The following is a 14,966-nucleotide window of genomic DNA, read 5'->3' as shown; positions in this document are numbered from 1 at the left end:
TAAACACACATTACTTTCTATTGATTAACCCCAGAACATCTCCGAAAATCTTATCTTTTGTATAAGGCTCGCTGCCGTCGCTGCAAGGAATAATATCCCAATCATGTTTCTCAGCGGTAAACAAAGCGGCTTCACGGCATTTTTTCAGATACTCCACATTTGCTTCATGGATATCCTTTTTGCTTTCATCTCCGCCGTATCTTCCCGACATCAGCTTTTGAGATATCTCTATTGGCATATCCAAGAATATCACCTTGTCAGGTCTTGGAAGCCCAAGCTTGTCATACTCGTAATCTTCAAGCCAGCCTATAAAATCTTCCCACTGCTCTTTCGGCAGTTTTGTCATCTGATAAATGCAGTTTGACGTAACATATCTCGCTGCAAGTACAAGACTTCCCTCTTTATAGTCATGTTCCCAAAATTGTTTGTAACAAGCGTATCTGTCAACAGCGTAAAAGCTTGAAGCTGCGTAGGCATTCACGTCAGCAGGCGTTTTGCCTATTTCACCATTAAGATACATCTTTACCAACGCAGATGACGGATTATCATAGTCAGGAAAGCTTATAGCCTTATGCTTTATGTCATTTTCACTGAAATAAGCAGAAAGCCTTTCAAACTGAGTTGATTTTCCACTTCCATCAAGTCCCTCAAGAACTATAAGTCCAGATCTATTCAACATTATTCATTTCTCCGTAAATTTTCTTTACTTCAGCCATTTTTCCGCAGCTCATTGCGCCCTCTGGACACTTGCCTTTCATTACACATGACGGACCTGCGTTCTTGAAAAGCTCGGGAGCGGCCTGCTTGCAAAGTCTGAGCATTTCATCAGCCACAGCCTTTATCTCCCATTGTGCTCTGTTACAGCATCTATGCTGGAAGAAATTAAACAGTGTTCTGACGTTCATTGTCACAACTATCTTTGTTTCACAAGCGTTAGGAAGAACAAATCTTGCGTCCTCATAGGCTTTTTTCTTAGCCTTGTTAAGTGCGTCCTTTTCAGACATACCCTGCTCTAAAAACGCCTTTTCATGTGTATTTGTAAGTATGTCGGCAATCTTATTATAACACTCAAGGAGCTGATCCATTTGCTTGTCAAATTCAGCCTTTGCTTCTGGCACAGCCTCTATTGATGGTGGCGTGATAAACTCAAAGCCGCTTTCATTTACATAACGCTGGCTTTTTTGAGAGTAAGACGCAATTCTATGTCTTACTAACTGATGAGAGCAGGCACGGGATATCCCCTCTATGCCAAAAGTAAAAGAAACGTGTTCCATAGGGCTTTCGTGACCAATAGACACGAGCCTTTCAATAAAGCTCTTTGTTTTTTCTTCCGTAAGACCCTCTCTAAGCGAGGCGATATCACTGCTTGAATAGCATAGTTTTGCAGCAGTAGCAACCACCTTTTCAGGCTCAGGTGTATGGGTAATAAGCTCAACTCTCATCATATATGATCCTTTCCACATATTTTTTATATTATACCATTAAAAAGCCTACAAGTCAACATTTTATTTTAAATCACCCACTATTGCCATTTTAAATGCAAAAAAAGGCAGCAAGCTAACCTACTGCCTAAAATCATTCAATTCACACCTATCACTGTTAGTAGAAAAAGTATCATCATCACCGCCGATACGCTGCTAAGAACAAGTCCAAATATCACACAGCAAACTGCATTCAGGTCAAAAACTTCATTTCTTTTGCCGTCATATCTGAGCCTACAGACCTTATCGGGTATGTATATCTTTGAGCGCATTACTATCTCACATGGGAATACGTTTGGATACTCACTATCACTAACCTTGTAAAACGCTGTATCAAATTTCTTGCCCTCTGCCCTGCCGAAACGCACAAACTTTCCTTTCACGCTTTTCGTTCCAGTAAGTTTTACAGCAGAGTATACAAAGAAACCAAAAATAGCCAGTAGCAGGATAACAAGAAAAACAATGAACATTATAGGAACTATAACAAAGTCTGCGCCAAGACACATGGCAAGCACAAGAACAACCGTGGCTATGATAACAAATTCCATGACTGTACCCTACAAAAGACTTCTGTAATAGTCGCTAAGACGCTTAGCGTTAGCTTTTAATAGCTCGTCAGCCTTGCTTTTAACGCTTTCATCTGCAAAAATACCACGCTTTGAAAGTTCAGAAGCCTGCTTGGCAAGGTCTATCGCCTTTTGAAGATCCGTGGCACTGTCAGAGCCTGAATACTCCTTAGCCACCATAAGGCAAGCTTTCGCCTTAAGCGCACATATCTCATCTGAAAATTCGTCATCAGCGTCATACTCTATAACAGCCTTATAGTTCTTGTTTATAAATTCTTTCCGTATACTGATATAGCCCTCTGCGTCAGGGGCGTTTTTGGAGTCGTTTTCATCAGGCAGAAGGGCATTAGGCTCTATCTCCAACACCTTGCAGAGATATTCAAGGGTCTTTACCGACGGCGTTGCTGAGCCGCTCTCTATCTGACTAAGCATATTGCGGGTTATAAAATCACCCACTACCTCGCTTTGAGTCATTTTCTTTGCAAGTCTTGCCTCTTTTATCCTCTTGCCGAGAGTATTTTTCTCCATTATATCGCCTCGCTATATTTACTGTAAATTTCATTTACTTATATGATAGCAGATAGTAAAACAGATTTCAAGTGTTTAACGAAAAATTTACAATTTTTTTGTGCTAAGCCATATCTAAAAATAATTTTAATTATTGTCGAAAATCTATTGACAAATAAGATAAATGAGTATATAATAAACGTAAATAATATTTACATTGGAGGTGTAAGCTATATGAATGAATGGTGGGACGGTTTGTCGCTTTTACTTAAAGTGCTGTATTGTATAGCGTTTCCGTCAACGCTTATACTGCTTGTTCAGACTTTGCTTTCTATGTTCGGTTTTCATGATGGTGGAAGCGGTCACGATTTCAGCGACACGTCAGGTCTTGATCTTGATGTTGATACCAACATAAGCGGTCACGGAGATGTGGATATTGGTCACTGTACACATGATATCGGCTGTGACCACAACGTAGACGGCGGAAACCCTGCGGATTTTGCTTCTATGAGAATGTTCACGCTTCAGACCATAGTTGCTTTTTTCACTGTGTTTAGCTGGTCATCTATCGTTCTTGTAAGCTCAGGTGTTTATCCAGCACTGTCTACAGTTATCGGCTTTGTTCTGGGTCTGGCGACCATGCTTCTTGTAGCAAAGATAGTTCAACTTTCTGCAAGACTTGCTGAAAACGGTACGGCTGATTATAAAAATGCTATAGGAGAAACTGCTACTGTTTATATCCCCTGCCCACCTAAAGACCATGGGCTTGGTAAAGTGAATGTTATGATAAACGGACAGTTAAGAGAAGTCACTGCAATAAACAATGGTGATGAGCTTATAAAGACAGGAACTCAGGTCCGTATTATCGATTTGCAAGGAGATACTGTCGTAATAGAAAAATAAAAGAATTGATAGAACAAATGGGTTCTAAACATAACGATTCTGTGAAATGACCCGTCTTGAGGTTATTATAATATTATTTGTGTGGGAGGAAAAATTATGGAACCAGTAATCATCATCTGCGTGATAGTCGTTGTGCTTTTTGCGGCAATTATGGCGATACTGTCACGCTACAGAAAATGTCCGTCTGATAAGGTGCTTGTTATCTATGGTAAAGTAGGAACAGACAAGAATGGTCAAGCAAGAAGCGCAAGATGTATCCACGGCGGTGCGGCATTTATCGTGCCAATAATCCAATCTTATGAGTATATGGATCTTACTCCTATATCCATAAATGTGGATCTAAAAAACGCTCTTTCAAAGCAGAACATCAGAATTGATGTTCCGTCAAGATTTACTGTTGGTATCTCGACAGAACCAGGCGTTATGCAGAACGCTGCTGAAAGACTTCTTGGTCTTAAACTCATTGAGATACAGGAGCTTGCTAAGGATATTATTTTCGGTCAGTTGAGACTTATTATCGCAACAATGGATATTGAGGAAATAAACTCGGACAGAGATAAATTTCTGCTCGCGGTATCAAACAATGTTGAGATAGAGCTTAAAAAGATAGGTCTTAAGCTTATCAACGTAAACGTAACGGATATTACAGATGAGTCTGGATATCTGGAAGCTCTCGGTAAAGAAGCTGCTGCAAAGGCTATCAATGACGCTAAGAAGTCAGTTGCCGAAAAACACAGAGACGGTGAGATCGGTCAGGCAAACGCTCAGAAAGACCAGCGTATCCAAGTTGCTGCTGCAAACGCTTCTGCTATCGACGGTGAGAACCAAGCCAAGATAGAGGTTGCACAGTCAGAAGCTCTCAGACGTGAGCGTGAAGCGGAAGCTCTCAGACAGGCTACAGCCGCTGAAGCTGTTCAGGCAGCAAAGGCAAAGCAGGAAGCTTACATAGCTCAGCAATCCGCCGAGCAGACGAGAGCCGAACTTGAAAAGGCTACACAGACCGCCGATGTTATCGTAAAGGCTCAGATCTCAAAGCAGCAGGCCGAGATCGAAGCTGAAGCACAGGCTGAGGTAGTAAGACGTAAAGCAAAGGGTGAGGCCGATGCTATCTTTGCAAAAATGGAAGCTGAAGCAAAGGGTAATCAGGAAATACTCACAAAGCAGGCAGAGGGTATGAGAAAGCTTGTTGAAGCAGCAGGCGGAGACGCTAATGCAGCCGTCAAACTTATAGTTGCTGACAAGCTTGAAGAGCTTATCTCTATTCAGGTAGAAGCTATCAAGAACATTAAGATAGACAAGATAACCGTGTGGGATACAGGCGCAGGTGCAGACGGAAAAGGCTCGACAGCAAACTTTCTAAGCGGACTTATGCAGTCAGTTCCTCCGCTGAACGATCTGTTCAAGCAGGCAGGAATGTCACTCCCTGATTTTCTTGGCGAGGACATGCAGGAAGCTTTGAAAAAGTCACAGGAAGAAGCAGTAAAGAGAGCAGCAGAAGCTGATAATGCAGAAACTCTCGACCCAAAAGATGTTGAGGTAATAGAACCTAACAAATAAATAATTGTCACATAAAAATGCTGAGTGAAAAACAATTTCACTCAGCGTTTTTATCTTCCAAATAGTAAAAAATCAATAAGGCTCTATAGCCACAGCACAGCCCTCTTTTAAGGACTTCTGTACATCGATGAAGCGTTGATTTCTACTGCCCATAAATTTCAACTCAAGGCTTCGCTGCGATAGAATGAATGGTCCGTCAACAAGATAATCAAGCTGACATAGAAGCTCCATATAGCCGTTTTCAGCGTTAGCGTTTGCAATAAGATATTCATAAGTATAGCCTGTGAATGAAATAACATTCAGCGGAAAGCCATTGAACGCTTTTATCTTTACTGCAAGCTCTGCTAACGGTTTGCACTGACAGAAAGGCTCACCGCCACTGAACGTCACGCCGTCAAGGAGCGGGTCTTTTATTATCTCATTGTAAAGCTGGTCTGTGTCAACGACAATGCCACCGTTAAAATCATGTGTCTGCGGATTGTGACAACCCTCACAGCCGTGTGGACAGCCTTGCGTAAAAATAGTGAACCTAAAACCCGGTCCATCTACGATAGATTCACCGACAGTGCCTGCTATCCTAAGCTCCATGGCTAATTGTTACCCTCACAGCAGGCTTTTGCACGAGGTATCCTCTCATGTATCACCTTGCTGTGTTCAGCCTCAGAACGTCCGCACTTCGGGCATTTGTCACCTATTATTCCAGTATATCCGCAAACAGGATCACGGTCAACAGGGTGGTTTATTGAGCCGTAGCCTATGCCAACTTCTTTCATATATCTTACGACTTTCTCGAATGCAGAAAGATTGTTCAGCGGATCGCCGTCAAGCTCGATATAGCTTATATGGCCTGCATTTGTAAGAGCATGGTAAGGAGCTTCAATTTTAAGTTTCTCAAACGCTGTTATCGGATAGTAAACAGGTACATGGAAAGAATTAGTATAATATTCTCTGTCTGTAACTCCTGCTATCTCGCCATAACGTTCTCTATCCATTTTAACAAATCTGCCAGAAAGTCCCTCAGCAGGCGTTGCGAGCAACGAGAAGTTAAGACCAGTACGCTTTGTTTCCTCGTCCATTCTTGCTCTCATACGTGAGATTATCTCCAAGCCAAGCTCTCTTGCTTCTTCACTTTCACCATGGTGCTTGCCGGTAAGCACTTTAAGACACTCAGCAAGACCGATAAAGCCCACGGAAAGCGTGCCATGCTTTAGCACTTCTTCAAGCGTATCGTCAGCCGTAAGCTTCTCTGAATCGAGCCATATGCCCTGACCCATGAGGAACGGATAATTTCTCACACGCTTTGAACACTGTATCTTAAATCTGTGCATAAGCTGGTCGATACAAAGATCCATAAGCTCATCAAGGCTGTCAAAGAAAGCACCGATATTACGCTGTGCTTTTATGCCAAGTCTAGGGAGATTAATGGTAGTAAAAGAGAGATTTCCCCTGCCTGTCACTATCTCACGAGTAGGGTCATATGCGTTACCGATAACTCTTGTGCGGCAACCCATGTAGGCTATCTCAGTGTCAGGATTGCCCTCTTTGTAATACTGTAGATTGAAAGGAGCGTCGATAAATGAAAAATTCGGGAAAAGACGCTTCGCTGATACACGGCAGGCAAGCTTGAAAAGGTCATAGTTCGGGTCATCAGGGTTAAAGTTCACGCCCTCTTTTATCTTGAAAATATGTATAGGAAAAATAGGCGTTTCGCCATTGCCAAGTCCTGCTTCCTCTGCAAGAAGAATATTCTTTATAACAAGTCTGCCCTCGATAGAAGTATCAGTACCATAATTTATGGAGCTGAAGGGCGTTTGAGCGCCTGCACGGGAGTTCATGGTATTAAGATTATGGATAAGCGCTTCCATTGCCTGATATGTGGCTCTGTCAGTTTCTTTCAAAGAGTTTTTATATGCAAAACTCTGTATCTTCTTCACTATAGGTGCGTCAACAAAATTCACAAGGAACTGTGCTTCAGCCTCTTGATAGCCGTTATCATTGGCGAGAGTGATCTTTAAACCCTGCTCATCAAGCATTTCAGTTATTTTCTTTGCAATGCTCTGAGCATCAGAAACTTCACCAAGGAGAGCAAGACCCCTGCCGATATTGTCACGATAGCGGTGTCTGAATGTCTTTCTTACGCCCTCAGCCATATCATAATCGAACTTCGGAAGAGATTGACCACCATGCTGGTCGTTCTGATTGGATTGTATCGCAATGCAGGCAAGCGCCGCATAGCTTTGTATATCATTTGGTGTACGCAAAAAGCCATGACCTGTAGAAAAACCCTTATCAAAAAGCTTTGTAAGGTCTATCTGAGTGCAAGTGGTGGTCAGTGTATAAAAATCAAGGTCATGAATGTGGATATCCCCCTCCTGATGAGCCTTTGAATGCTCAGGAGCAAGAACATACATCTCATTGAACTCCTTTGCACCCACAGATCCGTATTTAAGCATTGTACCCATTGCGGTATCGCCGTCTATATTAGCATTCTCACGCTTCAAATCGTTATCTTTCGCTGATTGGAAAGTAAGATCCTCATAAACTTTCATAAGACGGGTATTCATTTCTCTTGCACGAGTCCTGTTTGAGCGGTAGAGTATGTAACTTTTTGCAGTATCAGCCATGCCCTCCTCGATAAGTACACGCTCAACGCAATCTTGAATCTCTTCAACAGTAGGCATATCAAGGTGTTTTTCCATAAGCTTATCAACAACTTTACCCGAAAGCTCCAAAGCTTCCTCATAGTTATCCTTGCCCACAGACTGAGCCGCCTTGTATATAGCGCCAGCTATTTTCTCAATATTGAAAGTTACAGTACGTCCGTCACGCTTTTTTATCTTGATTATCACAATACCGCCTCCGATTTTCCCGATTTATCCTTATATTTTTTATATTCTCACAACTCGCACCGCAAATCACAACATATTGTATAAAAAGCAGTGCTTAATACAAGTATATAGTATAAGTGACGTAAAGTCAAGGCGTTATACAACAAAATGTGACTTTGTTATTTGTATTAAATGCACAAAGCCACATTTTCGTCAGATATTGATTTTAGGTGTCAAGTAAAATGCTTTTAGCTGTAATGCAGCCAAACTTTACAGTGCATAATACAATATAGTTTGGTTATTAATACTGTAAAGTGAGCTAACTTGTCGTCTTATGCATTTTTAAGCACTGCTTCATGCTTTTAAAATGTCGTAAATAGGCGAATTCAGCAAGTGCGTAAAGCACTTTAACTTGTCAGACTTTTAAATTTTGCACTATGCTGCTGAACTGCTCTCAGCACTCTCGTAAGTGTAATCATGTGTGACTACAGAGCTGCCTGTTTCATTTTCAAGTACCTCTTCGAGAGTAGTGTTCATCATGTAGGCACAGAAAGATATCAGCATTACAAAAAAACTCACTATCAACACAATATCCAATCTATAACCATTTTTCTTCTTTTTGTTATCGTTCATAGGATCTTCTCCAAAATATGATTTTAATACCATTATACTATATCCCTCTGCCTTTTTCAAGCCAAAATGACAAAATCGCAGATATTTTTATACCATACACACTGCCATGTTATAAATGCACAAAAGACAATTTCTTTTATTGTTTAATTTTTGTTTTTACCCCTTGCAAAAAAGCCGCATATAGTGTATAATAATTATTATATTGCTTGACGTTCACTAGGCGACAAGCGGCCGTATTAACTAAGATACAGGCAATTTGATTTAACAGAAATGAGGCTTTTATATGTGCGGTTTTGTTGGATTTACAAATAAAATCAATGACGCTTCCATAGTTCTTGGAAAAATGATGGATAGAATAAAACATAGAGGTCCTGACTCTGACGGAAAATATGTTGACGAGCAGATCGCAATGGGTTTCCGCCGACTTTCGATCATCGACCTTTCAGATCAAGGTAGCCAGCCTATCTTCAATGAAGATAAGTCGTTGGTACTTACATTCAACGGTGAGATATACAACTACAAGGATCTTCGTGAGGAGCTTGTAGCGTCTGGTCACAAGTTCTACACACAGACCGACTCAGAGGTGCTTATCCACGGCTATGAGCAGTGGGGTGAGGATATGCTCGACAAGCTGAGAGGTATGTTTGCATTCGTTATCTTCAACAAGAACACAAACGAGGTTTTCGGTGCAAGAGATTTCTTCGGTATCAAGCCTCTTTACTACGCAAAAATGGGCGAAACTCTTATGTGGGGTTCTGAGATAAAGAGTTTTCTTGACCACCCTCATTTTAAGAAGGAGCTTAACACAGACGTTCTTGAAACTTATCTCACATTCCAGTATTCTCCTACAACAGAAACTTTCTTCAAAAATGTTTACAAGCTCCCTGCTGCTCACTGCTTTACATACAAGAACGGCGAGATGAACGTAAGAAGATATTGGGAAGTTAAATTCCACGCTGACAATGGCCCTGCTCTTGAAGATTGGGTGAATAGGATATCCGACACTTTCAAGAACTCTGTTGAGGTACACAAATTCGCTGACGTTGAGGTAGGTTCTTTCCTTTCAAGCGGTGTTGACTCAAGCTATGTTGCCGCTGTTGCCAACGTTGACAAGACCTTTACTGTAGGCTTTGGCGAGGACGAGAAATACAACGAGATAGGTTATGCTAAGGAATTTTCAAAGTATATCCACAAGGAGAATTTCTCAAAGGTCATCAGCCCTGAGGAATACTGGAACAGCCTTTCAAAAATACAGTATCACATGGACGAACCTCTTGCAGACCCTGCGGCTGTGGCTCTGTTCTTCGTATGTCAAATAGCTTCTGAAAAGGTCAAGGCAGTGCTTTCAGGCGAGGGTGCAGACGAAATATTCGGTGGATACAACATCTATCACAACCCTGCTGATATGGCAAGCTACTTCAAGATACCAAGACCTATCAGAAAGGCTGTTGGTGCAGTTGCTGAGAAACTGCCTCACAAGCACGGCATAAACTATCTTATAAGAGGTTCTAAGGACCTTGACGAGAGATTTATCGGCAATGCTTACATCTTCTCTGAGAAAGAGCGCAAGGACATTCTGAGCATAAAAACAAACGCTCCTGACGCTATGGCTATCACAAAGCCTTTCTACGATAAGGTAAGAGATCAGGATCAGGTAACGCAGATGCAGTACATTGACCTGCACCTTTGGATGACAGGTGATATTCTTCTTAAGGCGGATAAAATGAGCATGGCTCACTCCCTAGAGCTTCGTGTACCGTTCCTTGACAGAAAGGTAATGGAGCTTGCAGAGCAGATACCTGTAAAGGACAGAGTTACTGAAACTGAAACGAAGTATGCAATGCGTCTTGCTGCACTTCAGGCTTGCCCTCCACAGACAGCTAAGAAAAAGAAGCTCGGCTTCCCTGTTCCTATCAGGGTATGGCTCAAAGAAGATAAGTATTATAATATAGTAAAGGATAAGTTTACTTCTCCTCAGTCGGCACAGTTCTTCCACACAGATAAGCTTGTACAGCTTCTTGACGATCACCGTGCAGGCAAATATGACTATTCAAGAAAGATTTGGACAGTGTTCTCATTCCTTGTATGGTATGATGTTTATTTCAGTGACAACGTATAATTACACAAATAGTAAAAGCGGTTACCTCCAGCGGGTTACCGCTTTTACTGTAAATTTTTTTATATAACTATCTTTTAGAAACACTTTTTTTCTTTATGTAGTAGCATCAACATGTATATATTAGAGTACAGCTAACAAAATATGGTACGGTCAATGTAAAATCATTAAAGATTAAAGGTAAAAAAGCAAAAATATTGTGTCTTAGCTATTGTAAATTTTAAAATAATATGTTATAATAAATCTTAAATAAATGAGAGGAACAGGGGGTATCATATGACAATGGCTACACTCAAAATAGTTTTCTGGGCTTTAGCTTTCGTGTTCTTTGTTGTATGCGAGGTCGCAACAGGAACGGCACTTGTGTCTATATGGCTTGCTATAGCAGCGCTTATTGCGATGTTTTGTGCCATAGCTAAGCTTTCTTTCCTTACACAGTGCATCGTATTCGTCGTAAGCTCGATCATACTTCTTTTGCTTACAAGACCTGTGGTCAAGAAGCTCCAGAACAAGACAGTTGCAACAAATTACGAGCTTGATGTGGGAAAAACTGCAATAGTTATTGAGCCTATAGATAACTCTGTGAACAAAGGCAGGGTCACTCTTGATGGCACAGATTGGGCAGCAAGAACTGAGGACGGCTCAAAGATCTCAGAAGGCACACCAGTGAAGGTAGTGCGTATTGACGGTGCAAAGCTGATAGTTTCAGAAGAAAAGTAACAGCTTACATAAACTTATTTTTAGGAGGCATATAATGGAACCTGGAATTTATATCGTACTTGCTATCATCGTATTGCTTATAATCATTGTTATCAGCAACATCAAGATAGTACCGCAGGCATATGTATTTGTAGTTGAAAGACTTGGAGCTTTTCATGCGGCATGGGGAACGGGACTTCACGTAAAAGTACCTTTTATCGACCGAGTTGCAAAAAGAGTATCTATCAAAGAGCAGGTAGTTGACTTCAAGCCACAGTCAGTTATCACAAAGGATAACGTAACAATGCAGATAGACACTGTTGTGTTCTTCCAGATAACAAACGCAATGCAGTTCACATACGGTGTTGAGAGACCTATCTCAGCTATTGAAAATCTGACGGCAACAACACTCAGAAACATTGTTGGTGACCTTGATCTTGAGGCTACGCTCACTTCCCGTGACATTATCAACACAAGGATCACAGCAATTCTTGATGAAGCCACAGATAGGTGGGGCATCAAGGTGCAGAGAGTTGAGCTTAAGAATATTCTTCCGCCAAGAGAAATTCAGGACGCAATGGAAAAGCAGATGAAAGCTGACCGTGAAAGACGTGAAAAAGTCATTCAGGCAGAGGCTGAGAAGAAATCTCAGGTGCTTGTTGCAGAGGGTGAGAAAGAATCTAAGATACTCAGAGCACAGGCAGACAAGGAGTCACAGATACTTGCAGCCGAAGCTGAGAAGCAGTCTATGATACTTCGTGCAGACGCTGTCAAGGAGCAGAAGATACTTGAGGCAGAAGGTGAAGCGCAGGCTATCGACATGGTACAGAAGGCGATTGCCGAGAGTATCGTCAAGCTGAATGCTGCTAACCCTAACGAGCAGGTAATCCAGCTCAAGAGCCTTGAAGCATTTGCTAAGGCAGCAGACGGCAAGGCTACAAAGATCATTATACCAAGTGAGATACAGGGCATTGCAGGTCTTGCAACAGGACTTAAAGAAGTCATGACAGACGTTAAGAAGCCACAGTAAAACGCATATAGTTAATCCCCTTCAAGGCAAATGCTTTGGAGGGGATATTTTTTTCATTGAAAAGCGAGCAGGACACTAAGATAAACTCAATGCCCTCCCAATATCATTAAGCTAAAAAAATCAAGAAATAAAATAACTATGATACATTCGCATGAATACGTTAGCTATCGGCTCTAAAAATGCTCCGCCAGCAAAAAAAATTGTATGCGTTATGCAGTCCATTTTAGTTCGTGCAGCAAGTTGTTCTGCCGCAGCAGTGTTGCCGTCCATCGCTAATCTGTATAACTTTAAACTATCCAGCCAAAAATCAACAGCATGATAAATTATCGAAGTTGTGAGAGCAAAAATTTACAGTTTCACTTTAACTCCATAAATTTCATCATCTTCACCGATCAACAGCCAACAAAAATCACAAATGCAATACATATTCAGGCTACAAGGATGTCTATTGTTTAGGTAGAAAATAGAATTATTTTCATAAAAATAAACAAAATTATCCTTTTCATTTTCAATTTTAAAATACCTATGAGTATCATTGCATTCAATCATACTAAATAAGCAGTATTCATTTTTATCAATAAATAATGAATCAAACTGATTACTGTTTATCTTCATTGAATCAGAAACAAAAAATGATATATATTCAATAATATTAGTTCTACTGTTTACTGCTATATCTAATGGTGTATGCTTTCTTTGATGATCATAGTAAAAGGCATGATAAATAATATCACTAGGATCACTTCGACATGTTTTCTGAACTTTATACATTGTGAAATTATCTTTTTTACTTATACAGTCAATAATCAAATCATATTGAAAACTATATCGTTGTTGTATAAGATATAATTCATAATCATCTGAAATATATTTAATTTTCATATGATCACCTATCCTTCATAAAATGCATGGAAAACTACTCCTTCTTTAGTGTCAATTCCGAACACCCAACCGCCAAAGTTAAGATCTTCATATCTGCCTAAAGGTTTGCTTGCAAGTTCTCCCATTGCTTGATCTAAAGCAGATACATAACTTTCTAACATCAATTGACTTCTTAAATCAATTGAAAAACTTGTTTCACCAAATCGACCAACATACTTCCCCATATGTTCCGTAGCATTCGCATTAGTTCACACTACATTTGTTTCGGTATTAGGATTTATATAAAATTCTTTTAAATAATCATCGGGAATACGCAAATCCAGTTCTTTTTTAAGTTCATGAAAATATTTTTTCCATTGAATTGAAATTTTTTCCCACCAACCATCAATTGAGGTTTTAATAAGTATAGCCTCATTATTATCACCCCAATCATAACATATACAGCATCCGCAAGCACCTTGACCATAATTAAAGCGCATATCAAAATAGTCACAATACTTGAATCCCAGACTAAATTCTTCATGTCCATTGCCGTAAAAAGCGTCTATCAAATTAAAATTCGAAACTAACCTACCAAAATATTTTTTCATTTCAGTTTCCACTATTTTGGCTTTTATTTCTGCTCGATTTTCATTCATTATAAAAACCCCTTTGCTTTTAAAAATTTCTTGGGAATTTGCTTTTTTACATCTGTCGTTATACATTTTATCAAACTGTCACAAAGCTTATCAAAGTCGGTATTAATCGATGACGAAAATAGCATTTTCTTTTCACTGCGATTTGTTATGATAAAAAAATATAAGTTGTTATCTCTAATTTCAACCTCAAATGGATAATAATCATAAACGATTGAAGACATTTTATTGTCATAAAAAGAAACTGTATCTATTAATTCATTGTTATTGCCACATGCTCTTTGGGATAAAAATACATCTGCAATTTTATCTAGGAATTCATAGTTAGTAGGTTGCATACCAAAAATCTCCTTCTGAGAATAATTTTTTATACCCATATTTATTTTTTTAATACTCCCATTCATTCCACAATGATTTTCCTTTGAAATTTATATCGGTTGGGTCATGTGAAAAACGAATTGTTTTACCCGCTTGAACCCCCGTATACTCCTCCAGCACCAAGCTTTCAAGATAAGAAGAAACATACCCCGAAGCAAAGCGATAAGCGTATTCGTCGTCGGCGTTATTCCTGTAGCTTACCGTAGAGGCATAGTTCCCCAGAATATCAACGCTGAACGAACCTTTTTCTCGATATCCTTAGAAAATGCGGAAACAGTAACGCAAGGCTCATAGCTGAATACGCCGTAGCTCAGATACCTTTCGGCATAGATACGATTAGCCCCTGCCAGTACCTTATTCTCGATGTCAAGCTGCCTGAAATACGTCGTTCCGATAAGGCTGAGGAAGTTACCTATATACTTATCGTTGTAGACGTTGCTTTTGTTTACCTTTACCTGCTCCTCGTCGGTAAGCGGCATTTTTTTATACGCTGTCAGAAGCGACTGTGCAGAAATATTTTGATTATCCGTAGATATATAGTTTACGTAGCCTACAAGAATTTTCTTGGTATCCTCGAATGTTTCGTTTGATGAAACAGAAGCAATGTTGAGATACTGCGTTTTGCCGATCGACGTTAAAGCTCCGTTCCACTCGTAAATAATTTTGTTGTCAATGTAAAGAGCAGGCGAAATAGTATCTGGTTTTGTCAATATCACTTGACACATTTTATTCGAACAAGAATTATGCAGCG

17 protein-coding genes are annotated in these 14,966 nt (G+C 40.1%); 5 read left to right on the top strand and 12 right to left on the bottom strand.

Going from position 1 to position 14,966, the window contains the following annotated elements; genetic code table 11:
• Positions 1-10: 10 nt before the first annotated feature.
• From DWW81_RS07540 to DWW81_RS07525, 4 genes are all read right to left on the bottom strand, one after another.
• Complete coding sequence (locus tag DWW81_RS07540) at positions 11-679, bottom strand: deoxynucleoside kinase (RefSeq protein WP_117897240.1); 669 nt, start codon at positions 677-679, stop codon at positions 11-13.
• Positions 669-1,442 (bottom strand): FAD-dependent thymidylate synthase, encoded by a 774-nt coding sequence (gene thyX, locus DWW81_RS07535; RefSeq protein ID WP_046441875.1) that lies wholly within the window; start codon positions 1,440-1,442, stop codon positions 669-671. The genes DWW81_RS07540 and thyX overlap by 11 nt, the downstream gene beginning before the upstream one ends.
• A gap of 137 nt (positions 1,443-1,579) precedes the next feature.
• On the bottom strand, positions 1,580-2,029 hold the full coding sequence (locus DWW81_RS07530) for a hypothetical protein (protein ID WP_117897239.1): 450 nt from the start codon (positions 2,027-2,029) through the stop codon (positions 1,580-1,582).
• A 9-nt stretch (positions 2,030-2,038) separates the two neighbouring features.
• A complete protein-coding gene (locus DWW81_RS07525; protein WP_117897238.1) occupies positions 2,039-2,575 on the bottom strand; it encodes a helix-turn-helix transcriptional regulator in 537 nt (178 codons plus the stop codon).
• A 213-nt stretch (positions 2,576-2,788) separates the two neighbouring features.
• Between DWW81_RS07525 and DWW81_RS07520 the strand changes: the two genes are divergently transcribed.
• Positions 2,789-3,457: an NfeD family protein gene (locus tag DWW81_RS07520; protein WP_046441812.1), complete on the top strand. Its 669-nt coding sequence runs from the start codon at positions 2,789-2,791 to the stop codon at positions 3,455-3,457.
• Positions 3,458-3,553: 96 nt separating this feature from the next.
• A complete protein-coding gene (locus DWW81_RS07515) occupies positions 3,554-5,014 on the top strand; it encodes a flotillin family protein (RefSeq protein ID WP_117897237.1) in 1,461 nt (486 codons plus the stop codon).
• 72 nt (positions 5,015-5,086) lie between these two features.
• On the opposite strand, the gene nrdG is transcribed toward DWW81_RS07515, so the two are convergent.
• The 3 genes from nrdG to DWW81_RS07500 form a co-directional block, all read right to left on the bottom strand.
• The gene (nrdG, locus tag DWW81_RS07510; protein WP_117897236.1) at positions 5,087-5,602 is read right to left on the bottom strand and encodes an anaerobic ribonucleoside-triphosphate reductase activating protein; all 516 of its coding nucleotides are present in this window, start codon (positions 5,600-5,602) and stop codon (positions 5,087-5,089) included.
• Positions 5,603-5,604: 2 nt separating this feature from the next.
• A complete protein-coding gene (locus DWW81_RS07505; protein WP_117897235.1) occupies positions 5,605-7,863 on the bottom strand; it encodes an anaerobic ribonucleoside triphosphate reductase in 2,259 nt (752 codons plus the stop codon).
• A 414-nt stretch (positions 7,864-8,277) separates the two neighbouring features.
• Positions 8,278-8,475, bottom strand: coding sequence for a hypothetical protein (locus DWW81_RS07500; protein WP_022287342.1), 198 nt, complete (start codon positions 8,473-8,475; stop codon positions 8,278-8,280).
• 283 nt (positions 8,476-8,758) lie between these two features.
• Between DWW81_RS07500 and asnB the strand changes: the two genes are divergently transcribed.
• From asnB to DWW81_RS07485, 3 genes are all read left to right on the top strand, one after another.
• Positions 8,759-10,594, top strand: a complete 1,836-nt coding sequence (gene asnB / locus DWW81_RS07495; protein WP_117876068.1) for an asparagine synthase (glutamine-hydrolyzing) — start codon at positions 8,759-8,761, stop codon at positions 10,592-10,594.
• Positions 10,595-10,867: 273 nt separating this feature from the next.
• Positions 10,868-11,311 carry an NfeD family protein gene (locus tag DWW81_RS07490; protein ID WP_046441818.1) on the top strand — a complete coding sequence of 148 codons (444 nt, stop codon included), beginning with the start codon at positions 10,868-10,870 and terminating at the stop codon, positions 11,309-11,311.
• A 34-nt stretch (positions 11,312-11,345) separates the two neighbouring features.
• The gene (locus DWW81_RS07485) at positions 11,346-12,320 is read left to right on the top strand and encodes an SPFH domain-containing protein (RefSeq protein ID WP_022287345.1); all 975 of its coding nucleotides are present in this window, start codon (positions 11,346-11,348) and stop codon (positions 12,318-12,320) included.
• Between the two features lie 348 nt (positions 12,321-12,668).
• Here the strand turns inward: DWW81_RS07485 and DWW81_RS07480 are convergent, their stop codons facing one another.
• From DWW81_RS07480 to DWW81_RS07465, 5 genes are all read right to left on the bottom strand, one after another.
• On the bottom strand, positions 12,669-13,202 hold the full coding sequence (locus DWW81_RS07480; RefSeq protein WP_022126569.1) for a hypothetical protein: 534 nt from the start codon (positions 13,200-13,202) through the stop codon (positions 12,669-12,671).
• An 8-nt stretch (positions 13,203-13,210) separates the two neighbouring features.
• On the bottom strand, positions 13,211-13,426 hold the full coding sequence (locus DWW81_RS13115) for a hypothetical protein (protein ID WP_147338457.1): 216 nt from the start codon (positions 13,424-13,426) through the stop codon (positions 13,211-13,213).
• Between the two features lie 24 nt (positions 13,427-13,450).
• Positions 13,451-13,840: a hypothetical protein gene (locus DWW81_RS07475; protein WP_117897234.1), complete on the bottom strand. Its 390-nt coding sequence runs from the start codon at positions 13,838-13,840 to the stop codon at positions 13,451-13,453.
• On the bottom strand, positions 13,840-14,175 hold the full coding sequence (locus DWW81_RS07470; RefSeq protein ID WP_147338971.1) for a hypothetical protein: 336 nt from the start codon (positions 14,173-14,175) through the stop codon (positions 13,840-13,842). Before DWW81_RS07470 ends, DWW81_RS07475 begins: the two co-directional genes overlap by 1 nt.
• 237 nt (positions 14,176-14,412) lie before the next feature.
• Complete coding sequence (locus DWW81_RS07465; protein WP_147339753.1) at positions 14,413-14,931, bottom strand: hypothetical protein; 519 nt, start codon at positions 14,929-14,931, stop codon at positions 14,413-14,415.
• Between the last annotated feature and the right edge of the window lie 35 nt (positions 14,932-14,966).

Source organism: Ruminococcus sp. AF17-1AC (genome assembly GCF_003461385.1).
Classification (GTDB): Bacteria; Bacillota; Clostridia; order Oscillospirales; family Ruminococcaceae; genus Hominimerdicola; species Hominimerdicola aceti.
The sequence above is the reverse complement of the archived record's forward strand: the minus strand, read 5'-3'. Positions and strand labels throughout refer to the sequence as shown.

Excerpts from the sequence above, each read along its gene's own strand:
- DWW81_RS07540 (WP_117897240.1), bottom strand. The coding sequence starts at position 679 with ATGTTGAATAGATCTGGACTTATAGTTCTTGAGGGACTTGATGGAAGT.
- thyX (WP_046441875.1), bottom strand. The coding sequence starts at position 1,442 with ATGAGAGTTGAGCTTATTACCCATACACCTGAGCCTGAAAAGGTGGTT.
- DWW81_RS07530 (WP_117897239.1), bottom strand. The coding sequence starts at position 2,029 with ATGGAATTTGTTATCATAGCCACGGTTGTTCTTGTGCTTGCCATGTGT.
- DWW81_RS07525 (WP_117897238.1), bottom strand. The coding sequence starts at position 2,575 with ATGGAGAAAAATACTCTCGGCAAGAGGATAAAAGAGGCAAGACTTGCA.
- DWW81_RS07520 (WP_046441812.1), top strand. The coding sequence starts at position 2,789 with ATGAATGAATGGTGGGACGGTTTGTCGCTTTTACTTAAAGTGCTGTAT.
- DWW81_RS07515 (WP_117897237.1), top strand. The coding sequence starts at position 3,554 with ATGGAACCAGTAATCATCATCTGCGTGATAGTCGTTGTGCTTTTTGCG.
- nrdG (WP_117897236.1), bottom strand. The coding sequence starts at position 5,602 with ATGGAGCTTAGGATAGCAGGCACTGTCGGTGAATCTATCGTAGATGGA.
- DWW81_RS07500 (WP_022287342.1), bottom strand. The coding sequence starts at position 8,475 with ATGAACGATAACAAAAAGAAGAAAAATGGTTATAGATTGGATATTGTG.
- asnB (WP_117876068.1), top strand. The coding sequence starts at position 8,759 with ATGTGCGGTTTTGTTGGATTTACAAATAAAATCAATGACGCTTCCATA.
- DWW81_RS07490 (WP_046441818.1), top strand. The coding sequence starts at position 10,868 with ATGACAATGGCTACACTCAAAATAGTTTTCTGGGCTTTAGCTTTCGTG.
- DWW81_RS07485 (WP_022287345.1), top strand. The coding sequence starts at position 11,346 with ATGGAACCTGGAATTTATATCGTACTTGCTATCATCGTATTGCTTATA.
- DWW81_RS07480 (WP_022126569.1), bottom strand. The coding sequence starts at position 13,202 with ATGAAAATTAAATATATTTCAGATGATTATGAATTATATCTTATACAA.
- DWW81_RS13115 (WP_147338457.1), bottom strand. The coding sequence starts at position 13,426 with ATGGGGAAGTATGTTGGTCGATTTGGTGAAACAAGTTTTTCAATTGAT.
- DWW81_RS07475 (WP_117897234.1), bottom strand. The coding sequence starts at position 13,840 with ATGAATGAAAATCGAGCAGAAATAAAAGCCAAAATAGTGGAAACTGAA.
- DWW81_RS07470 (WP_147338971.1), bottom strand. The coding sequence starts at position 14,175 with ATGCAACCTACTAACTATGAATTCCTAGATAAAATTGCAGATGTATTT.